A 22,124-nucleotide genomic window follows, 5' to 3' on the forward strand; every position below is an offset into this window, starting at 1 on the left:
CATGGCCGACATCACTTTCTTTCACAATCCCCAGAGCCGCGGCCGCATCGCGCACTGGATGCTCGAAGAAGTGGGCGTTCCTTACAAAACGCAATTACTCAGATTCGATCGGGGCGAGCACAAAACGGCGGAATATCTCGCCGTCAATCCGATGGGCAAAGTCCCCGCCATCAAACATGGCGACCTCGTGATCACTGAAGCCGCCGCGATCTGCGCCTATCTGGCCGACGCCTTCCCCTCCGCCAACCTTGCCCCACCCACAAGCTCACCCGAGCGTGGCACTTATTATCGGTGGATGTTCTTCGGCGCCGGCTGCGTCGAGCCGGCGATCGTGGATCACATGTTCAAGCGACCTCAAGTCGATCGCCCCGGCGCCCTGGGTTACGGCAGCTACGCAGACACACTCAACGCCCTGGAGAAAGCAGTCTCTTCGGGAACATACATCCTCGGCGACCGCTTCAGCGCCGCCGACGTCTATGTCGGCTCACAGATCGGCTGGGGCTTGATGACAAAGGCGCTCGAGCCGCGCAAGGCTTTCACAGACTATGTGAGCCGCTGCGCCGCGCGACCGGCGTTCAAACGCGCGGCTGCCCAGGATGAGAAATATATTAAGGAGTGGCAGTCGTAACGAGCCGTCACACTCTCAGGAACACCGCATAGGCGACGGAACCGAGCAGCACCCACTTGATCACATAGTAGGCAGTTCGGTTCCACGCCTTGACGCGCTTGCCCAGCAATCGAAACTGGTAGGCATAGCCGAACAGTTTGTTGAGCACGCCCACCTTCTCGCCTTCGACATTCTGCGTCGCCGCCGCCCGCACCATGCCGTGACCGATGGTTCGATTGATCCATCCCATCACACGATTCGACAGCGGCCGTTCGACATCGCAAAACAAGATGAGCCGCTGTTGATTGGTCTGGTTCTCGGCACGATGAATATAAGTTTCATCGAAAACCACCGGCTCGCCGTCCTTCCAGTAGTACAGCTGACCGTCGACGACGATGCGGCACGCTTCCGAGTTCGGCGTCGACAGGCCGAGGTGATAGCGCAACGAGCCCGCGAACGGATCGCGATGCGCGACCAGCCGCGCCCCCGGCGGCAGTAGCGCAAACATCGCCGCGTTCACCGATGGAATGCTGGCCAGCAACTTCGCCGTCTTGGGGCACAGCGTTTCGGCGGACGGCAGAAAATCGCCGTACCACTTGAGATAAAAACGCTTCCAGCCCGTGCGGAAAAATGAATTGAAGCCGAGGTCGTTGTACTTCTCGGCCGCGCGGATGTAGCCCTCGTCGAACAGCAGCATCGCTTCGTCGCGAATCATTTCCCAGTTGTCGCGCAGCGGCTCGAGCGCCGGGAAGTGCTTCATCTCGACGAACGGTTTGTTCGGCACTGCGGAGAACAAGTACATGAGCGCGTTGTACGGCGCCATGATGGTCGAGTGATCGAGCAACTGCCGCGACAGTTTATGCCGCACGCGCCCGCGGAAATGAATGAACACGCCGCTGGCAACGAAGGCGAGTAGGACTAGAAATCTTGGCCAGTGATAGAGGTAGGACATGCATCCTCCTATTTCAAATGGCCGGCAGCGCACGCTGGCTAAGGCGCGCTCCGGCGGGAGCGCAACCTTAATTCACACACGCTAAAACTTTTTACAATTGTGGCTTCAGACAGTTTTTCCTTGCAGTCATGAATTACAGCGCGTTAATCCAAGATTAGCGCGTTGCCACAACCGGCAAATCGATCTGACTCGACTTGCCCGGTGCGCGCCAGAGGCGCTGCGTCGCTTTCACGTAGCTCTTCGGCTCGGCGAACATGATGTTCGGCACGAAGGTCTGTGGATTGCGGTCGTACAGCGGGAACCAGCTCGACTGGATCTGCACCATGATGCGATGACCCGGTTGGAACGTGTGGTTCACCTGCGGCAGCGGAATCTCATAGTGCAGCGCTTCGTTCGCCGCGAGCGGCTGCGGATCGGCAGCATTCGCGCGATAGCGGCCTCGGAAAATGTCGGCCGACAACATCTGTTGATAGCCGCCCATGCTCGGCTTCGACGGCACTTCATCCGGCCACACGTCGATGATCTTCACCACCCAATCCGAATCCGTGCCGCTGGTGGAAGCAAACAAACGCGCGATCGGCTGACCGGCAACACGCATCGGCGCGGTCAACGGATCGGTTTCATACACCAGCACATCGGTGCGCGAGGCCGCGTGACGCTGGTCATCGACCAACCATTCACCCCAACCAGAGTCAGCGTTCCCCGACGGCAGATTCGGACGCGGTCGATACGGCACGGGCTTCGCCGGATCGGAAACATACTCGTCGTAGGTGCCGGTGCTCGGCGCGTCGAAACCGAGACGACCGCCCGACAACAGATACATCGAGCGCGACTTCTCCACGCAAGCAACGGCACACGAGCGCGGCCAATGATCGTACTGACGCCACTCGTCCGCTCCGGTTTCATACACCAGCACACGCGGGGTCTTCGGCTTCGGCGCGTCTTTCAAATAATGATCGAGGAACGGCTGCATCACCCGGCTACGAAACCAGCCGGCGGTGTCGCCGCTGAACTCGAGCGCGCCCAACGCGCGACCTTCGCGACGTCCCTGGCCGTGATTCCACGGCCCCATCACGAGGTGGATGAGCTGCCCCGTCGGATCTTTCGGCGCGAGCGCCTTGTAGAGGGCCGGGCTGCCGTAAATATCTTCCTGATCGAACAGGCCGCCGACGATCATCATCGGCACTTTGATCACCGGCTGCTGAGCCAGCAGCTTGTCGACCGCCTGCTCCTGCCACCACCGGTCGTAACTCGGATGCTCGGAGATCGCACGCCAGAAGCCGAGCTGATCCAGACCGCGCGACTTCGCCATCGCGCCCGCCGAACCGGCGCGCAGGAAGGCGTCGTAGAGATCGTATTCGCCGAACCACCACTTGTACGCGCCACTGCGCGTGGACTGCTGGTTATAGATGAATTCGAGTGCGGCACCCTGACGGAACGCACCGTTATGGAACCAGTCGTCGCCCATCCAGCCGTCGATCATCGGCGCGAACGGCACGGCGACCTTCAACGCCGGATGCGGATTCACCGTCGACATCACGGTGGTGTAGCCCTCGTACGAGCCGCCGATGGTGCCGACACGGCCGTTACTTTCCGGGACGTTCTTCACCAGCCAGTCGATAGTGTCGTACGCGTCGGTCGCGTGATCGACCTTGGTGGGATTCACCGGGCCCGACAGCGGACGCGTCATCACGTAATCGCCGTCGGAGCCGAATTTCCCGCGCACGTCCTGATAGACGACGATGTAGCCCGCTTCGACCGTCGTGTCATTCATCTGCGGCACGGCCGCCAGCAGTCGCGGACTGTTGAAGCGCATGATTCGTCCGCCCGCGTTATAGGGCGTGCGAGTCATGATGATGGGCGCCTTGGCGTCCTTGGTGGCGCTCCGGGGAATCAGGATGAAGGTCTTGAGCTTCACGCCGTCGCGCATCGGGATCATGACCTCGCGCTTGGTGTAGTCGAAGCTGTCGACGTTCGGCGTGAACTTCTCCGGCGTCTCGCTCGGCAGTGTCTTGACCAGTTGCGACGCGCCGGCTTGCACGCCGAGGCTCAAAGCGAGCACGCACGCGAGCCCACGGATGATTCGTTGGGACACCTTTCTCTCCCTATGCACGGAAACGATGCAGCGTGCGAGCTTAGTGGTTCGTGTCATACACGGGCAACGCGTGTGCTCATTGCGGTAAACCGTGGATCTAAATAGCGACACTCGCTATGATCGGAAACGTCTCCCCCGTACGCCTAGCCCGGATGCCGCAACTCGAACTACCGCGCGCTCTCGAGGATTACTTTGCGTTCGCTGAAACCGAGCCGACTCGCAACGGCCGTCGGTTCTCGATCACGTTGCCGTATCTGGATGGCGATCGCATGGACCGGCTGCAATGGTGGTATCACGTGTCGCCGGCGCAGGAGCAAATGTACGAAGGCACGGGCCTGGTGTTCTATCGCAACCTCGCGATCGAGCGCTTCTGCCGGCACATCGAGCGCTGGCTGGAGATCACCGCTCAGCGCTTTCATGGCGACGAGCCCATCCCGCGGCTCGGCTTGCGACGAGAAGAGATCAAACAAGCGCCGCCGATAGAGCTCGAGCCCGTCGATAAAGTCGCGAACGGCTGAGCGCCGCGTCGATACAGGGAATCCCCGAACGGCGCTCGCTCAGGCCGAGTACACCTTCAAGAACGCCTGCCGGAAGCGCTGCATGTCGGCGTCATTGCCGATGGTCACGCGAAGCATGGTGGAGAGCGGCGGGAACGGACGACCGACTGCCACACCCTCCCGATACATCGCGCTGCTGAACCCTCGCACCTCGCGCTTCACGTCGATCATCAGAAAGTTGGCCTGCGAGGGGATGTAACGCACTTTGTTCTGATCCAGCCACTGGCACAGCTCGCCGCGAATCCGTGCATTGTTTTTGCGGCGCTCGGGGATCAGCGTGGCTTTTTCCTGCAAGGCCGCCATCGCGGCCCGCACGCCCAGGTAGGGAATGACGTTGTCCATGAAGGGATTCATGGCCGAGATCAGATCCGGACGTGCACAGCCGAAGCCGGCGCGTACGCCCGCCATGCCGTAGATCTTCGAGAAGGTGCGGGAGACGATCACGCTCTTGTCGTCGCGCACGTATTTAATCGCGCTCTCGACCTTGGCCGGATCGGCGAATTCCAGATAGGCCTCGTCGACAAACAACACGGTGTCCGGCGGCAAGTTGGCCACCAGCCAGCGCACGTCCTCCACCGGCGTGATCGAGCCGGTGGGATTGTTCGGGTTGCACAGATAGATCAAGCCGCCGCCCGCCTTCTTCGCCTCCTCCACCAACTGCTTCACTGGATAGGACCACTGCGGCGTCAAAGGAATCTCGACCACGGCTTTGCCCATCGCGCGAGCCAGTTGCACGATGATGTCGTAGGTGGGCAAGGCGGTGATCATGGGCTTGGTGTCGGTGGCGAATGCGCAGATCGCCGAAGCAATCACCTCGCTCGATCCCACACCGAACAGCACCTGCTGCGGCGAGATCTGTTCGCTCGCCGCGATGGCCTGCGACAGCGCGCCGAACTCGTCGAAGTGATATCGCCAGGTGTGAGGTGCGTTCTGCACCATGGCATCGATTGCCGCGCGCGGTGGACCGGCGGAGTTCTCGTTAGCGTCCAGCCAGACCCGGGAGGATGGCTTGGCTGCGCCATCGGCAGCCTCGGCGGTCGCAGCGAGCAGCGTCTCGCCGAAATAAACACCAGCGGCCCCCGCCACGCCCAACTGCCGCATGAAGGAACGACGACTCAGCATGGTCCAGCTCCCCGATGACTGCCCCAGCGGCCGACTATGAAACCGGCAACGCGGGCCCGCAATGGGTTGAACGACGCGGCGAAGCTCAGTCGCCGGCCACCAGCCCCGTATCGATGGCCCGCCGCTCGTCCTCGAATTTCGCCATCGCGGTCAGCATCGGCCGAAAGCCGAGCTTGCGATAGAACCCTTCCTTGCCCGGGTTGGCGTACAGAATGATTTTGCGATGACCGGCCGACAGCTCGGTCAGCTTCGCGACCAGCGCCTTGCCCAGACCGCGCCCCTGATGCTCCGGGTGCACGACGATGTCACAGAGATAGGAACAGTCGCGGCCGTCGGCCAGCGCACGGCCGGCGCCGATCAGCTTGCCGTCCTCGAGCACGAAACATTTGATGCGGCTGTTGCCGAACACCAGTCGCAGATGGTCGGCGCTCTTGTCGCCCAATGGCGCGATCCGGTACAGGATCGACAGCTCCTGCCAGTCGATCGTGTCCTGCTCGAACAGCCATTGTTCGCTCATGAGCGGTTACCGATAGGAGCGATCCCGCCGCTTCAGCTCGACCTTGGGACCGAAGTGATACACCACGCTGAAGTTGATGGTGCCGATCTCCTGGTCGCGATCGATCACCGAGTATCCCAGCGCGACGCCGAGCGAGTTGCCCATGAACTCGGGCTGATGCTCGATCTCGATGCCGTACGTGTCCTGGTCGTACAGATCGCCGCCGGACAGCGTGACCTTCAGGTTGTCGAGCGGGTACCAGCTGGCGTTGAAAATATCCGACTCCAGCTTCTCGCCGTCTTCCGGCTCGGTGGAGGTATGCACGGCGCCGAGCGTGAAGTTCCACAGATACGCTTCGGCGGCGACGCGGTAGTAATCGATGCCCATGCTGTCGTCGCCGGTGGAAACGAACACCGACTCGTCGCCGCAATCGGAACTCACACTGCCCTTGCCGTACGACGCCGAGATCCGGCCCAGCGTCGGCTTGCGCGCAAACACGCTCACCGCCGCGTCGCTGTTATTGAACCGGCAGGTCTGACGCGAGGAATTCTCAGACGCCACGTCGAACAACACGTCGCTGGTACGCGCCGTGGTTCGCGAGTAATTGCCCTGCACGGACGCGCCAAACAGATCGCCGATAGGCAGCGTCGCAATGCCGTTGACGCCGAACGTGCCGTTCGACGTACTGTCTTTCGTGTCGCTATCGCTCGCGACCAGGCCGAGCGACCAATTGGTTGTCTGCACTGCGCGCTGCGCGGGTTCCGCCGCCGTCGCGACGTTAGTGATCAACTGCAGAGCGGCCAGCAGTGAAGCACCGAGACAAAGCTTTTGTGAGTTCATGGTTGTGCTCACTGGGCCGGCGTGGGCTGCACGACGATGCGCAGGCTGCCACCGATGAACAAAGTGCCGCCATCGGGCGTGATGATCATTTGCAACCCCGTGCCCGGATCGGCCGCGAGCGGCGTGACCGCCCCCAGCGCGGTGTACGCGGCTTCGTCGCGATCGACGCTGATGTCATAAACGAGAATGCCGCCGGCAGCGGAATCGTAGGCATAAGCGCGATTGCCATCAGATCTCAGCACGACCGCGGTCGTGGTGTCCGGCAGGGTGCCCAGCAACGAGAAATTGCCGTCATAAACTTTGGTGCCGTTCAGCACCACCCGATTGAAGGAACGACCCACCGCCGGTGCAACGGTGTTTTGACGCAGCGTCGGCGTGCCGGTGGACGAAAAGGCATGGCTCGACGACGAGTACACATAGGAGGCCACATCGCTGGTGAGCGTGGGGTCACCCTGCACGACAACGGCACCCACACCGTTGCCGGCCATCACGGGCGTGGCGTTGTTCAGCGAGGTGCCGTTCAACAACACGGTGCCCGCGGCCGGATCGTAGAGATAGCCCTGCGTCGAGCCGCTGGTGGTGAGGCTCGTGGTGATCAGCGCTTGATTGTCGTAACCCACCACGATGTTTTTCAGCGCCGAGTTGGTGACCAGCGACGGCGCATCGAGGCCCGTGCCCAATGCGAGCGTCACCGGATCCATCGGCACCACCGAGGTGGGGTTGATAGCTAACAACCGCGTGCCATCGGCCGTCAACGCAGCATCGACAAATCCGTGAGCCGATTCGGTCGGCGCACCCCAGGCTCCGTTCGCATATTGATAACGATTGATCAGATTGACCGGCGCAGTATCGGTCACCGACAGCAAGGCCTGTCTCTCGGCGTCATAAACCAGCCGGCGCACAGCGGTGGTCGATGCCGGATGATCGAGCGTCGTGGCCGCGAACGCGACCGGATCGACCACTCGCAACGCGACGTTCGAAGGCACCTCGCCGGTATGGTTGGTCGCATCGAGATGCACGGTGTAGGTGCCGGCGGCCAACGCTGGATACGTGGCGCTCAACTCGGTGCCGGCGGTGTTGATGGTGACCGACGTGGCCGCCGTGTCGCCGAATCTCACGGTCGGGCTGCTGAACGCCTGGAAACCCAGGCCGCGAATGATGACCGTGTCGCTCACGCCCGAGGGAGTCACGTAGGGTGTGACACTCTGAATGACCGGCGAGACCTGATAATTGACCAGCAGTGTGGCCGAGCTGCCAGCCGCCATCCGGCTGCAGGTCGTATCGGCGCAGGTGTAACCGGTGACCGCCACCGCCCCTTGGAACACGCCGGGGCCGATGGCCGCGGGCGATGCGGGGACCACAGTGATCGTGGCGCTCCGACCGCTTTGAACCGAGCTGGTGGCAGCGATCGCGTCACCGCTATGGACCACCGCCAGCTGCACGACGTCCTTGCCGAAAGTCGCCGTAAAGGTCTGCGAGGCCGGCACTGCGGCGCTCGGGCCGGTGGCGCTGAAAGCAATCGCATTGGTGGAGATTTGGACCGGGGCGGAATCGTCGCCGCCACCGCCGCCGCCGCAACCGGCCAGCAATCCGAACAATAAAAACCCTGCTACGCGGCGGGCACCGGGTAGATAGTGCACTTTGTCTCCCAAAAACAGGCGCATCGCGCGTCCCAAGGAACGCGCGATGCTACCCGATCAAGCTGAATACGGGATGTATGTGCCGCTAGTGTCTCACAAGCCCCGATCCTTGGTCTCCTTAAGAAACAGCGTGCCGATAATGGCCGTCATGACCGCCACCACGATGGGGTACCACAGGCCGTTATAGATGTTGCCGGTGGCCGCCACGATGGCGAACGAGGTGACCGGCAGGAAGCCGCCGAACCAGCCGTTGCCGATGTGATAAGGCAGCGACATGGAGGTGTAACGGATGCGGGTCGGGAACAGCTCCACCAGCCACGCCGCGATCGGCCCGTAGACCATGGTCACCAGGATGACCAGGTACGTGCACAGCGCGATCACCATCGGGTAATTCACTTCAGCCATGTTGGCCTTGGCCGGGTAGCCCGCCTTGCTCAGCGCGCCCTTCAGCTGCGCGGTGAAACTGTCGTTGGCCGTCTTGAATTCAGGCTTCCCGAGCGTGTTGCCCGGGAACGAGTCGAGCATGACGGCGCCGTCGCCTGTGCCGATGCGCACGCGGGCCACCGATCCGGCCGGGGCCGCTTCATTTGTATAGGGCACGCCGGTCTTCGCGAGCACCGATTTCGCCACGTCGCACGACTGCGTGAACGCCTTCTTGCCGACCGGATCGAACTGGAACGAGCAATCCGCGGGATCGGCGATCACCGTCACCGGCGCGCTCTCGACCGCACGCTCCAGCGCCGGATTGGCGAAATGCGTGAGGCCTTTGAACACGGGGAAATAAGTCAGGGCGGCGAGGATGCAGCCCGCCATGACGATGCTCTTGCGACCGATGCGGTCCGACAGCCCGCCGAAGATCACGAAGAACGGCGTGCCGATCAACAAGGCGGCGGCGATGATCAGATTCGCGGCCTTGGCATCGACCTGCAGGATCTTCTCCAGGAAGAACAGCGCATAGAACTGACCGCCGTACCACACGACCGCTTGACCGGCGGTCGCGCCGAACAACGCCAGCAGCACGATTTTCAGATTGGTCCAGTTGCCGAACGCTTCGGTGAGCGGCGCGGTCGACAGCTTGCCTTCGTTCTTGATCTCGAGGAACGCCGGCGACTCCTGCAATTGCAGACGGATGTACACCGAGATGCCGAGCAGCACGATCGAGATCAGGAACGGAATGCGCCAGCCCCACACCTCGAACTGATCGCCGAGCGAGACCCGACAGATCAGAATCACCAGCAGCGAAAGAAACAAACCCATGGTCGCGGTGGTTTGAATCCAGCTCGTGTACAAGCCGCGCTTGCCATCGGGCGCATGCTCGGCGACATACGTGGCCGCACCGCCGTACTCACCGCCGAGCGCGAGGCCTTGTAACAATCGCAACAGGATCAGAATGACAGGGGCCGCGACGCCGATGGCCGCGTAACTCGGCAACATGCCGACGATGGCGGTCGACGCGCCCATGATCACGATAGTGATCAGGAAGGTGTGCTTGCGACCGATCAGATCGCCGAGCCGGCCGAACACCAGCGCGCCGAACGGTCGCACGAAGAAGCCCGCCGCGAACGCCAGCAGCGCGAAAATGAAACCGGTGGTCTCATTCACGCCGGAGAAGAACTGTTTGGAAATGATGGCCGACAACGAGCCATATAAATAGAAGTCGTACCATTCGAACACGGTGCCGAGCGAGGACGCGAAGATCACGCGCCGGTGCGATTTGTCGATGCCGCCAGCGGCGGGCTGCGACAGCGTCTGTGGTGTGGTAGCCATGTTGATCCCCTCTCGAACCCCTCTCGACCCTTAGAATGAATATTTCGCGACCGCTTGCACACGCCGCATCGAACCGCTCGCGCCGCTCTCGATCTCTCGCTCGGCCCCGCGCAGCTCGACCCCGAGATCGAGCTTGGCCAGCGGCGAATAAAATGTATTGAAGGCCCACGACCAGCTCGACCGGTTGGCACTGCCCCCGGTCAAGCGCACATCATTGTCGTAATCCGAAGCCGACAACATCAAGGTGCTGCGCACCCGGTCATTCCACACATGCCGCCAGGCAGCGAACGCGGCCCAGCCAGAAATCGTTTCCAACTCGCCATTGGCAGTCAGGACCGCGTCGTTCGCGAAGTTGACCCCGACATAACGCCCGAGCCCGTCGCCGCCGGTGATCGCAAAGCGCAGATCGTCCTTGCCGAAATTGATCTTGCCCGCCAGCGACAAGGCCGCGCCCTGCGTCGAGTCGTTCACCGCGGCGACACCGGTCGTTTCATATTTCAACTGACGTACCAGCCCCGCCGCGCGCAAAAAACCACGGCTGCCGAGCTTCCAAGTGTAGGCCGCCGTGAAATCGGGAATATTGTTGTCATCCGAAGCGATGCGCGTGCCGCCGCCGAACGGAGTAATGGTCGTCTCGGGATTTTCTGCTGAGAACGACCAGTTGCCGAGCGTGTATCGAACCATCGGCTCGCGCACGAACACCGTGCCATCGGTGGGGCCGATGAAGTCCGCGGTCTCCGGCAGCGTGGTCGCGTCCATGAAATTGGTCCACGTCTGACCGACCAGCCACCGGCCATATTGAATGTATGCGTGCCGGACCTGCACGCCGTACGTGTTGGTGGCCCGCTCGTCGCCGAGCGATGAACCGTACAAATCCACTTCCAGCCGCGTCGACAACAGCTGACCGCCAGCCACATCCGTGTCGGTGCCGAAGATGAAACGCGACTGTTTGATATGCGAGTCGAGGTCCACGCCTTCACTCGCGCCGCCGACAGGAATGGTCGACGGCAGATAGAAATCGCGACCGATGCTGCCATCGGCGATCTCGCCATCCTCATAGTCGGACCACATGCCGTCGAGCTTGATGAAGCCGCTATAAAAGAAGCGTGTGCCCGGCGACGCGTTTGGAGCGATGGGCTTGGTCTGAATACTGGGTGCATCGGCGGGAGACGTGGCTTTCGCGACGGCGCTGGCCGGCGCGGGTGTCCCCGACATCTTTTGAGTCAGCTCGCGCAGTTGTCGCTCCAGTTCTTCGACTCGCGCTTCCAACTTGCGCTGCTGATCGTCGGGCGCGGTATCCGCGGCCCATGCTGTCAGCGGCCCGCCCGCCATGCCGGTAGCGGCCATGGCCGACACGATCAGAACCTTCCGTAGCTCGATCATTGTCCATCCCCCGATGACAAGTCGGCGCGAGCATGCGCGCACGGCTTGCGGACCGGCCATTCATCTTTGGTCGAAGCCGGCGGCGACGCTATTCGACGAAAGTCGAATAGTGAGTGAGCGCGGCTTGGCGGAGGCTTGACGCCGTCGGGTTTCATCAGTCTTGCGCAATGGAGTTGCCGCAAGTGACACAAGCATGGAGTATTGCGCGCTCAATGAAGCGCGCCGTTCTGATTGCCGACGACCATCCCCTGTTTCGTGACGCCTTGAAGCTCGCGGTGGCGCAGGCCGTTCCCGGCGCTCAGATCGTCGAGGCCGACACCGTGCACACGCTGTTCGCGGCGCTCGATGCCCATCCGGATCCCGAGCTGTTGCTGCTGGACCTGAACATGCCGGGTGCGCAAGGCTTCAATGCGCTGGTGCAGGCCCGAGCGAATTTTCCTACGGTGCCCATCGTGGTGATTTCGGCACGCGAGGACCGACGCATCATGCAGCGGGCCCTGGGCCATGGCGCTGCCGCGTTCGTGCCCAAGTCCGCTTCCATCGATATCATCGTCACCGCATTACGCACCGTGCTCGGCGGCGACACGTGGTTGCCCGCGTCAGCGACGACGGGCGGCGATCCAACGCCGCTGGATCAGCAAGAGATCGACGCGACGGCGCGGCTCGCCACGCTCACGCCCCAACAGTTTCGGGTGCTGTCGATGCTGTCGTCAGGTCTGTTGAACAAGCAGATCGCGGCGGAACTGGACGTGTCCGAAGCGACCGTGAAGGCGCACGTGAGCGCGGTGATGCAAAAGCTCGGCGTCAGCAATCGGACGCAAGCCGTGCTGCTGGCACAGCGACTCTCGCTGGATCAGCCGTAAGCGCGACGATCAGCGCCCGCAAAGCCGCGGGCCGCAGCGGCTTCCGCAAAACCTGGAATCCCAGCGCACTCGCGCGCTGAGCCAGAGCAGCCGTGCCGTCGGCAGTGACCAGCGCGCCCGTGCGCATTCGCACCGCTTCTCTCGGGACCAGCTCATCCAATACGTCCAGACCCATCGGCTCGCCGCCCAGGTGATAGTCGGCGAGCACCAGATCCATCGGCTGAGTCTTCAAGATCTCACGCGCCTGCTCGGCCGTGGCCACGCAGATCACCTCGATGCCCCAACGCGTCAGCAACTCGCGCATGGCATCGAGAATGTTTGGATCGTCCTCGACACACAAAACACGCAACCCTCGCAATCCTGCAACGCTCGGGATAGGCGCAGACGTCGTCACCGGCTCGCGAGTGATGCCTTTGCCACGCGCCACGCGCACACTGAACGCACTGCCTTTGCCGGGAATCGAGCGCAAGATGAGCTGGGTTTGCAGAATGTGAGCAATGCGATCGCAGATCGACAAGCCCAACCCCAGACCGCGCTCTCCCCAGGGCGAGTGCTGATCGAGCCGCCGGAACTCTTCGAAGATCACGCTCTGGCTTTCGGCCGCGATGCCCGGGCCCGTGTCGATGACTTGAAACTCGACTTGATCGTCCGCGCGGCGCCGGACGCCAACGACCACTCCCCCGCTGCGCGTGTAACGCAAAGCATTGCTGATCAAGTTTTGTAACACTCGACGTAGCATCCGCTGGTCGGTGTACACCTGCACGCGGGTCGCATGCACTCGCAACTCGAGATTGCGCTGCGCAGCCACCGGTGCGAATTGTTCCTTCAGGGAATCCAGCAACGTGCCGGCGGAGAAATCGCACGGCTCCGGCTGAATCGCGCCCGAATCCAACCTGGAAATATCGAGCAAGCCGTCCAGCAACTCTTCGGCCGCGTGCAACGAGTTTTCCACTCGATCCGCCAACTGCTCGACCTGCGGATGCGCCAACTGATTGGCTTGACCGCGCAGTGCCGCGTTGAACAGGCGCGCGGCATTCAAGGGTTGTAACAAGTCATGACTGGCCGCCGCCAGGAACCGCGTCTTGCCGAGATTGGCCTTCTCCGCCACGGCCGTCGCTTCGGCCAGCTGCTGAGTTCGCTCGACCACGCGTTGTTCCAATGTTTCGTTGATCTCGCGCAGCTCGTCCTCGACATGCTTATAAGTCGTCACGTCATTGAAGGTGCTGACGTAACCACCATCAGGCAGCGGTTGTCCGCGCACTTCGATCACGCGACCATCGCCGCGCCGTCGTTCGGAAAGATGTGGGGAGCCCGCGCGCATGTGAGCCAGGCGCTTCTCGACATGTGTCTCTGCATCGCCCGGCCCGTACCAACCGCGCGCGGCGTTGTATCTCATCAAGTCGGCAATCGGCCGACCGGCGCGCATCAGCTCCGGCGGATAGTCGAGCAGTTCGACGTAGCGACGATTCCAAGCCACCAGGCGCATCTCCGCATCGACGACGCTGATTCCCTGCGGCATGTTCTCCATCATCGCTTCGAGCATTTCGCGGTTGAAGCGCAGCTTCTGCGACGCCTCGTCGAACAGCGTGACGACTTCGCTGAATTGCAGGCCGGCGCCCCGTAGCGTGCTGGTCAACACCATGCGCGCCGATGCCGCACCGAGCGCGCCCGCGAGCTCGCGTTCCAGGCCTTGTAACAATCCAACGTCGGCACGCTGGGTCGGCGAGTAGTCGCGCTCGTGCTCTTGTTTGTATCGCTCGAACCAGGAGCGGGCCGCGCCCGGCCCGAGCAGGCGCTCGGCGAGCATTTGCAGATCGGCAATCGTCGCCGAGCCCGGCAACAATTTCGCTCTACGTGCATCGGCGCCCGCGATGCGCGGCGCAAGCTGCAATCGCTCGCCGATGGCAGGCGGTGAATACAACGACATGCCCACCAGCGTCGCGATGTTCACGAGCAACGACCAGAACACCCCGTGAGTGAGCGCATCCGGTCCGGCGAATCCCAATAATGAGTGGGGCGCGAGCACGCCGATCCCGAACGGACCTGCCGTGATCCATGACGGCATGACGCCATCGGCACTCGCAAACGTCGGCAACAACAGCGTGTAGATCCAAATCAGAAACCCACCGCACAGCCCGGCCAGCACGCCGACTCGACTCGCGCCCGACCAATACACCGCACTGACCACAGCGGGAGCGAACTGCGCGACCGCCGCGAATGCGAGCAGGCCGATGGACGCCAGGCTCGAACCGTTCGGCACCGCTCGAAAGAATCCGAACGCGACCAGCAGGATGGCTAGAATGGCCGCGCGTCGAATCCAGAGAATGCCGCCCGCCGCCAGACTCCGACCGCCGAGCTCCGGCGGTCGCCAGCGCCATATCACCGGCAGCACCAGATCGTTACTGACCATGGTGGCCAGCGCGACGGTCGCGACGATGACCATGCCGGTCGCGGCCGAGAAACCACCCAGATACGCGAGCAATGCCAGCCAATCGTGCCCGGCACTGAGCGGCAGCCACAACACGAACGAATCCGGCGCGACTGAGCCGCCGGCGGCAATCGCTGCCGCGGCGATGGGCACGACCACCAGACTGATCAGCGCCAGATACATCGAGAACCACCAGCGTGCATGCCGAACGTCCTCGACATCGGCGCACTCCACCACGCCGATCTGAAACTGCCGGGGCAAACAGAAGATCGCGGTCAGCGACAACAGCGTCTGCGTGACGAATGAAATGGGATGACCCACCGCCGACGGCATCTGTCGCGCGGTTTCGAGCAACGGCCCGATGCCGTCGAGCTGAGTGAGGGCGAACACCGCCACACACAGTAAGGCCACGATCTTCACCAAAGACTCCGCGGCCACTGCCAGCACCATGCCCGGATGATGCTCGGTCGCATCGACCTGACGTGCGCCGAACAGACTCGAGAACAACGCCAGCATCAACGCAATCAGCAACGCGCTATCCCGATACCAGGCCACGCTCTGCGCCGGCGCGCCCGCCGACAGCACCTCGATGCTCATCGAGATCGCTTTCAACTGCAGGGCGATGTAGGGAATGGCGGCGGTCAATGCGATCAGAGTGACCGCGACCGCGATTTGTGGAGAACGGCCGAAACGGGCGGCGAGCAGATCGGAAATGGAGGTGGCGTTCTGCTGCTTGGCCATGCGCACCAGCCGCTCGAAGAACGGCAGCAGGAACAGGAACAACAGCAACGGCCCGATATAGATAGGCAAGTAGCCGAGGCCGTCGCGCACGGCGCTGCCGACAGCGCCATAGAATGTCCAGCTCGAGCAGTACACCGCCAGCGCCAGGCTGTAGATCAGCGGCCGCAGCCGGGCATGTTCGGGATAGAAACGACGGCGGTCGCCCCACCATGCAATGAAGAACAGGCCACAAACGTAGGCCAGCGAAGCGACCAGGAGCCCCCATCCCGAGATCATGGCCGCATAATACGCAAGTGATCACCTATAACGTATTCCTGGATCGCGCCCGCCTGCCGGCCGCCGCCGACTGGGCACGTTTGATTCGCGAAGCCGGCTTCGATGTGGAGCTGAACCCCGACTTCGAAACGGCCGCGCACAGCGGTTATCTGCCCTGCCCCGACGACCGGACCGGCTTCGAGTACTACCTGGAGTCGTTCAGCGAGCCGAGCTTCGAGATCGGCGATGTCGGCGCCAAGGCCATCGGCCCACGCAACACGGTCGCCAGTCTGCGCTTCAGCGGTCGCTCATCGGACCGTGACGCCGCGAGCGCGGCCGCCGCCACCCTGACCGCCATGACCGACGGTGTGTTGTTCGATACCGAGCCGGGACATTTCATCGCCGCCGACGCGGCGCTGGCCTGGGCGCGCAATGAGCGTTATCAGCCCATCGCGACCTATCGCCGCCGCGCGCTGCGCCGGAAAGCGCGTTTGACGCCGCCGATCATTCTGCGGCTGTTGATCATTCTGTTCCTGGTGTTCGCGATCTACTGGCTCAGGAAGTAGCGGCTCGCTGAACCGGCGGCTCCTGCGCGGGCTCAGCGCGATCGTGGAACGCCACGACACAATTGCGCCCCTCCTGCTTGGCTCGATAGAGCGCCGAGTCGGCCGCCTCGAAAAACTTCTCGGCGCTCTCGAAATCGCCGCGTGACAGGCACGCGTAACCGACGCTGATGGTGATCGCCAGATCGCCGTTCAATGTTTCTTCCACGGTCCGACGCAACCGTTCGCTCATCACCGAGGCCGTGCTGCAATCGATGCCGGGAAGAATCACCGTGAACTCTTCACCGCCGTAACGACAAGCCACGAAGGGCTTGCGACCGAACTTACGCAACGCATTCGCGACCGCTTTGATGGCCTGGTCGCCGCGGGCATGACCGTGACGATCGTTGTAGCCTTTGAAGTGATCGATATCGAGCACCAGCAACGACAGCGGCTTCTGCTCCTCGCGCGCCATCGCGAATTCCTGCGGCAGCTTGTCGTCGAACAGGCGGCGGTTGCCGAGCAGCGTGAGCGGATCGGTCCGGCTCTGGTGCTGCAGCTCGTTCATGCGCGTGCTCAAGGTCATAGACAGCAGAATCATTTCCAGCAGCGAGCCGATCTGCCAGCCGTTCTGAGTGAAGAACGTGTGCGGCAACACGCCGAAGGTCTTCAACAGGAAGATCACCGAGCCGCACAGGAACGAGCTCCACGCAATCACGTAGAAGCGCGCTGGCCGCGAGCCCAGCAGCATCGCCGCCGTGCCCATCACCAACATGAAGATCACACCGATCAGCACCAGCCCCGCGACCGGCGCGATGATGGTCGAATAAGGCACGAACGGCGCGGCTATCAACAACGCAGCCGCGACTGCCTGCAACCCACGCGCCGCCAGATCCAGACGCGGGGTCACTTCCTTGGCCCGCAGAATCATCCGCGAAAACTGCAAGCCCGCGAACAACGCAATGTTGATGAATGCGACCAGGCTCGTGTTGCCCCAACGCGGGCTCTCCGGCCACAGGTACTGATACGCGAGCCCGTTGTGAATGAGCATGTACAAGCCGAACGTGCCCACGTAGGCGAAGTAGGCCAGAAAGGCCCGGTCGCGCACGGCGATGAACACCAGGCTGCTCCACACCAGCAGCATGATCACGCAACCATAGTAGATGCCGTAAGCCAGCTGCTCGCGACTCACCGACTCCAGCAGCTCGGGCGAACTGAACAACGACAGGCTGATGTCGATCGGCCCCTGCGACTGATAGCGCAGGTACACCACGCGCTCGCCCTGCGACGGCACATGGATCGGAAACACGAAGTCGCGATGGGCGATGTCGCGGGCGGCGAACGGCCGGCGGTCGCCGGTCTTGTGGCTGCGCCATTGCTCAGGTCCCACTTGCTCGTAGACGTCGAGATAGTCGATCAGAGGGTAAGTCTGTCGAAGGAAGATCTCGCGCTCGCGCGGGCCCGTGTTACGGAATGTGACGCGTGCCCACCAGACGGAGCTGGTAAAACCGACATTGGCGGCCTTCAAACTGCCCGGGGCAAAGCTGGAGCGGCTCACCTCGTCGAGGGACAGTTTGCCCTGCGGGTCTTCGAGCAGGTCGACGTGACGACTGAATTCCTCGAGGTAGATGCGTTCGGCCGCGGGCAGCTCGAACACGGTCGAGCCGGAGCCGGTCTCGGCGGCATGCACGCTTACGCCCAGCAGTAGCGCCATCAACAGGCGCCCGGCGAAAACGGCAATACGAAGCGGCGACATCGGCACTATCTCCTCCCTATCCGGTGTGCCCCGACAAACCGGCGCGAAGTATGCGACACCGCGATCAAAGCCGCGACCTCGTCAGTCATGAAATATTGGAATTGTGATGTCGTCTGCGGGCGTGGTGCGGCCCTGTCGGTAAGTTCCGCGCGGGCTGATGTGAAACGAATTCAAAAACACAACAGGGAGTGAGCGATGCGGCGGCTGATTCGATGGGTGCTCGCGCTGATACTGATCGGCGGCGTGGCGGCGGTGGGCGGATTCCTTTGGTTCGTGCTGTGGCCGGTCCACACCATCCCCGCGCTCGAGCCGGTCGACGAATACGTGTGGCTCGATCAGCACTGGGGCGAGGGCCAGAACACCGAGCAGCGCCAGACCTACTACTACACGGCTCAGGGCACTTCGATGCCGCAGGGCGCCTCCACCGGGGCGATGCGTTACGACTGGTTCGTGCATTTGGAGCTGCCGTTCTCGAGCGAGCGCTTCGCGAACCCCGATCACATGCGCAAATACCGGTTCCTGGTCGACCCGACGCCGAGCGCGGCCAATCCCGACCAGTTGCCCATCGGTTTCACCAAGCACTTCGATCCGTCGATTGGCGAGTACGTGCTCGACGTGACTTGCGCCGCCTGTCACACCGGCGAGATCCACTTCACCAAGGACAAGCGCACCATCGCGATGCGCATCGACGGCGGTCAGGCCATGCATGCCTTCACCGATATGTCCCGCGGCAGCTTCGCGCCCGTGCTGCTGGCTTCGCTGGTCGATACCGTTGTGAAGCCGTGGAAGTTCGATCGTTTCGCGCAGCGGGTGCTCGGCCCCGGTTATCCCAAGGCCAAACCGGAATTGAAGTCGGCGCTGTGGGATACGATCAAGGCCATGCTCGGCAGCGGTCAGAACAACCCGCTGCGTAAGTTGTATCCCGTCCATGAGGGGTTCGGTCGCACCGATGCGCTGGGCCGGATCGGCAACACCGCTTTCGGCGATCATCTGGCGCCCGGCAACTATCAGGTCGGCGATGCGCCGGTCAGCTATCCCTATCTGTGGAACATCTGGAAGTTCGACTGGGTGCAATACAACGGCTCGGTCGCTCAACCGCTGGCGAGAAACATTGGCGAAGCCCTGGGCGTCGGCGCCATTGCGCCGCTGCGAAGTGCGATGAATGAGCCGCTGCCGGCCGATCATCGATTCCGTAGCAGTGTCGATATCGCCGGCCTGCAACGTATCGAACACACTCTGCAACAGCTCGCGCCGCCGACCTGGCCGGAGCACATCCTTGGCGCCATCGACACCGCCAAGGCCGAGCAAGGCTCCAAGCTGTTCGAACAATACTGCCGCGGCTGCCATGGCCCGCACGTGTCCGATGCCGCTCGTCAGCAGGCGAGCGCGCCGCTCAAGCCGTTCCCCGAAGTGGAATGGCGCATCGAGGTGGTGCCACTGGAGCACATCGGCACCGATCCGAACGCGGCCAAGGGCTTCATGGAGCGTCGTTACAATCTCTCGACGACCGGTCTGACGAACGCTCAGCTCGCCGACGCGCTGCGACCTCTGTTGACTCGTTCGCTGGCGCGCGATGCTCGATTCCGCCTACGCGAAGTCGTTCGCTTGCGCGGCGAGCAACAATTGCCGTTGGGCGATCTGCCTGCATTGCTCGATGCCTATCCCGATCCCGACGCGAATCCCACGCCGAGCCTGCCGCAGGAAAGCTTCGAGGCGATCGACGCGGCGTTGGAAACATTGCTGTCGCCGATGCCGGTGGTGTCGACCGCTCAACCGGACGACGGCCTCGACTGCGGTCTCGACTGCCACACGCTCAACTTGCTTTGGGACGTGCGCAACGGCTCGGGCAATATCGAGCAGACGGTCGCGGGACTGGATGTGAGTAAGCTGAGCGAAGGGTTGGCTTTGAATCTGGTCGGTATTCTGATCAAGAACCGCTTCTACGCGGACTACGGCATCGACTACGCGACTCAGCAATGTTTGGAAGGCTTCGGCGCGCTGGATCTACCGCAACAGATCTCCGGTTACAAGCCGCGACCGCTGCAGGGCGTGTGGGCAACTCCGCCGTTCCTGCATAACGGGTCGGTGCCGACGCTGTATCAAATGCTGGTGCCGCCTGCCAAGCGCGATACTAAATTTTTCGTCGGCCGCCGCGACTTCGATCCAGTGCACGTTGGTTACATGACCGAGCCGGATGCGGAAGGCGACGATGACGGGTTCTGGCTAGATACGAGCATTCCCGGCAACCGAAACATCGGTCACGCCTTCGCCGCCGATGCCGCGACGTGGAGCAAACATTTGCAGGACCCGAAGGCGAACCCACTACCTAGCGGCGTCATCGGCCCCGAGTTCACGGATGAGCAACGGTTTGCGCTGGTCGAATACTTGAAAGTTCATCGCGACTCTCCGACACCGGAAGGCTTCAAACCGCCGCAATGTCAGTTGTTTGGAAGATCGCTTTAAGAGACGTCGCGAAACGGCAGCGGCCCGCGCGCAGCGCGGCCGCTAGCTGTCGCTGCGGCGGACGCGCGTCAATGGGAGCGTCTCTTCCGAGTTTCGAGCGACAGCAAGAAACGCCCAGCGCTCGTAGAGCGCGCTAGCTTGCGAACGAAGTTCGCTCGGCTACGCTCCGCTCAAACGTATCGGCGGCGTCGGGAGGGTCTATCTCCTCCTGGCGGCCTCGAAAAAGAGGACCTTTTCGGGGCAGTGCGCCCAGGGGCTCGGCGGTGCCTTTCAGCGAAGCACGGCTTCGCTCCGCCGAGCGGGTGTACATGGATGTACACCCCGGGCTTGCGCGGAGCAGGGACTGCGCAGCGCAATGGGACCCAACGAGCCGCGCGATAGCGCGGCAAGGGGGGCACGGTGCCGGGAGGAGATAGACCCGCACGACGACGCTGACCACCGACGCCTCCGGCAGCAACGTCTCAATCAAGCGCCCAGGCGGCGCAGACCACCAAGGCCTCTTACTTCTTCTCCGCCCTCTTCGCCAACGTCACAAACAACGCGTCAAACGGCTCCTTGAACTTCTTCACCCCCTCGCGCTCGAGCTGATCAGCCACCGCCTTCAGCTCGATCCCCAGGTTACGAAGGATCTGCACCGTCTCCTTCGCTTCGGCCAAATCATCCTCGATGCGAACAGCCGCATCACCATGATCGCGGAACGCATCGACAGTTGCGGGTGGCAAAGTATTCACCGTGTTCGGAGCGATCAGCGCCTCCACATACATCGTGTCCTTATAGGCAGGATCCTTGCTGGACGTGGACGCCCACAACAACCGCTGCGGCTTCGCGCCTTTCTCCGCCAGTGCACGCCAACGATCGCTGTTAGACCACTGCTTGTAGTACTGATAAGCCAACCGAGCGCTGGCGATGGCAGCCCGGCCGCGACGGGCCTTGGCTTCATAAGTGGTCATCGTATCGAGCTTGGCATCGATAAGTGTATCGATGCGACTCAGGAAGAAGCTCGCCACGGACGCGATCTTGTCGATGGGCTTGCCCGCCTTCACGCGCTGCTCGAGCCCGGTCAGGTACGCATCGACCACCGCTCGATAGCGATCCACGCTGAACAACAGCGTGACATTGATATTCACCCCGGCCGCAATCAGTTCAGTGATCGCCGGCAAACCAGCCTCAGTGCCGGGCACCTTGATCATGGCATTCGGCCGGTTGAACGCCTTCCACAGCCGCAGCCCTTCCTCGATGGTGCCTTTGGTGTCATCCGCCAGGTGCGGAGAGACCTCGAGGCTGACGAATCCATCGGCGCCGCCCGTCGAATCGTACGTCTGACGGAACAGATCGGCCGCGGCCTGCACGTCCTCGAGCGCAAGGGTCTCGTAGATATCGTTGATGCTCTTACCAGCGCGGGCGAGGCTGGCGATGGCCTCGTTGTATTCGGCGCCCTCGCTGATGGCTTTCGCAAAAATTGCGGGATTCGAAGTCACGCCGCCGAGCGCATCGTCGGCGATCAGTCGGGCCAGGTGCCCGTCCTTCAGCCAGCTGCGTCGGATGTCATCGAGCCACAGGCTCTGGCCCAACTGGTGGACCTGGCGTAACCGGTTCTGCGTTTGATCGTTCATCTCG

The 22,124-nt window shown here is 62.4% G+C and carries 16 protein-coding genes; 5 read left to right on the forward strand and 11 right to left on the reverse strand.

Features of this window, described 5'->3' with window-relative positions:
* The first annotated feature begins 1 nt into the window (after position 1).
* Positions 2 to 628 (forward strand): glutathione S-transferase family protein, encoded by a 627-nt coding sequence (locus tag ACFPN2_RS11365; RefSeq protein WP_380596717.1) that lies wholly within the window; start codon positions 2 to 4, stop codon positions 626 to 628.
* A gap of 7 nt (positions 629 to 635) precedes the next feature.
* On the opposite strand, the gene ACFPN2_RS11370 is transcribed toward ACFPN2_RS11365, so the two are convergent.
* On the reverse strand, positions 636 to 1,559 hold the full coding sequence (locus ACFPN2_RS11370; RefSeq protein WP_380596718.1) for an aspartyl/asparaginyl beta-hydroxylase domain-containing protein: 924 nt from the start codon (positions 1,557 to 1,559) through the stop codon (positions 636 to 638).
* Between the two features lie 154 nt (positions 1,560 to 1,713).
* Entirely contained in the window at positions 1,714 to 3,711 is a 1,998-nt protein-coding gene (locus ACFPN2_RS11375) for a CocE/NonD family hydrolase (protein WP_380596719.1), read from the reverse strand.
* Positions 3,712 to 3,806: 95 nt separating this feature from the next.
* On the opposite strand from ACFPN2_RS11375, the gene ACFPN2_RS11380 reads away from it, so the two are divergent.
* Entirely contained in the window at positions 3,807 to 4,172 is a 366-nt protein-coding gene (locus tag ACFPN2_RS11380; protein ID WP_380596720.1) for a hypothetical protein, read from the forward strand.
* A gap of 39 nt (positions 4,173 to 4,211) precedes the next feature.
* Here the strand turns inward: ACFPN2_RS11380 and ACFPN2_RS11385 are convergent, their stop codons facing one another.
* The 6 genes from ACFPN2_RS11385 to ACFPN2_RS11410 form a co-directional block, all read right to left on the reverse strand.
* Positions 4,212 to 5,333, reverse strand: a complete 1,122-nt coding sequence (locus tag ACFPN2_RS11385; RefSeq protein ID WP_380596721.1) for an aminotransferase class I/II-fold pyridoxal phosphate-dependent enzyme — start codon at positions 5,331 to 5,333, stop codon at positions 4,212 to 4,214.
* 85 nt (positions 5,334 to 5,418) lie between these two features.
* Positions 5,419 to 5,850: a GNAT family N-acetyltransferase gene (locus ACFPN2_RS11390; RefSeq protein WP_380596722.1), complete on the reverse strand. Its 432-nt coding sequence runs from the start codon at positions 5,848 to 5,850 to the stop codon at positions 5,419 to 5,421.
* Between the two features lie 6 nt (positions 5,851 to 5,856).
* Positions 5,857 to 6,669 carry a hypothetical protein gene (locus tag ACFPN2_RS11395; RefSeq protein WP_380596723.1) on the reverse strand — a complete coding sequence of 271 codons (813 nt, stop codon included), beginning with the start codon at positions 6,667 to 6,669 and terminating at the stop codon, positions 5,857 to 5,859.
* 8 nt (positions 6,670 to 6,677) lie between these two features.
* Positions 6,678 to 8,333, reverse strand: a complete 1,656-nt coding sequence (locus tag ACFPN2_RS11400) for an IPT/TIG domain-containing protein (RefSeq protein ID WP_380596724.1) — start codon at positions 8,331 to 8,333, stop codon at positions 6,678 to 6,680.
* Positions 8,334 to 8,402: 69 nt separating this feature from the next.
* Positions 8,403 to 10,076: an MFS transporter gene (locus tag ACFPN2_RS11405; protein ID WP_380596725.1), complete on the reverse strand. Its 1,674-nt coding sequence runs from the start codon at positions 10,074 to 10,076 to the stop codon at positions 8,403 to 8,405.
* 30 nt (positions 10,077 to 10,106) lie between these two features.
* Positions 10,107 to 11,459, reverse strand: coding sequence for a DcaP family trimeric outer membrane transporter (locus ACFPN2_RS11410; RefSeq protein WP_380596726.1), 1,353 nt, complete (start codon positions 11,457 to 11,459; stop codon positions 10,107 to 10,109).
* 212 nt (positions 11,460 to 11,671) lie between these two features.
* Between ACFPN2_RS11410 and ACFPN2_RS11415 the strand changes: the two genes are divergently transcribed.
* Positions 11,672 to 12,322: a LuxR C-terminal-related transcriptional regulator gene (locus ACFPN2_RS11415; RefSeq protein WP_380596727.1), complete on the forward strand. Its 651-nt coding sequence runs from the start codon at positions 11,672 to 11,674 to the stop codon at positions 12,320 to 12,322.
* Here ACFPN2_RS11415 and ACFPN2_RS11420 read toward each other — a convergent pair.
* Positions 12,264 to 15,767 carry a PAS domain-containing hybrid sensor histidine kinase/response regulator gene (locus tag ACFPN2_RS11420; RefSeq protein WP_380596728.1) on the reverse strand — a complete coding sequence of 1,168 codons (3,504 nt, stop codon included), beginning with the start codon at positions 15,765 to 15,767 and terminating at the stop codon, positions 12,264 to 12,266. The genes ACFPN2_RS11415 and ACFPN2_RS11420 overlap by 59 nt on opposite strands.
* Positions 15,768 to 15,784: 17 nt before the next feature.
* On the opposite strand from ACFPN2_RS11420, the gene ACFPN2_RS11425 reads away from it, so the two are divergent.
* Positions 15,785 to 16,312 (forward strand): hypothetical protein, encoded by a 528-nt coding sequence (locus tag ACFPN2_RS11425; protein ID WP_380596729.1) that lies wholly within the window; start codon positions 15,785 to 15,787, stop codon positions 16,310 to 16,312.
* Here the strand turns inward: ACFPN2_RS11425 and ACFPN2_RS11430 are convergent.
* Complete coding sequence (locus ACFPN2_RS11430; protein WP_380596730.1) at positions 16,302 to 18,044, reverse strand: sensor domain-containing diguanylate cyclase; 1,743 nt, start codon at positions 18,042 to 18,044, stop codon at positions 16,302 to 16,304. The two genes, ACFPN2_RS11425 and ACFPN2_RS11430, sit on opposite strands and share 11 nt — an antisense overlap.
* 195 nt (positions 18,045 to 18,239) lie before the next feature.
* Between ACFPN2_RS11430 and ACFPN2_RS11435 the strand changes: the two genes are divergently transcribed.
* Entirely contained in the window at positions 18,240 to 20,507 is a 2,268-nt protein-coding gene (locus ACFPN2_RS11435) for a di-heme-cytochrome C peroxidase (protein ID WP_380596731.1), read from the forward strand.
* Positions 20,508 to 21,007: 500 nt separating this feature from the next.
* Here the strand turns inward: ACFPN2_RS11435 and tal are convergent, their stop codons facing one another.
* Entirely contained in the window at positions 21,008 to 22,120 is a 1,113-nt protein-coding gene (gene tal, locus ACFPN2_RS11440; protein WP_380596732.1) for a transaldolase, read from the reverse strand.
* Between the last annotated feature and the right edge of the window lie 4 nt (positions 22,121 to 22,124).

Origin of the sequence: Steroidobacter flavus (assembly GCF_042651805.1) — a bacterium.
GTDB lineage: Bacteria > Pseudomonadota > Gammaproteobacteria > Steroidobacterales > Steroidobacteraceae > Steroidobacter > Steroidobacter flavus.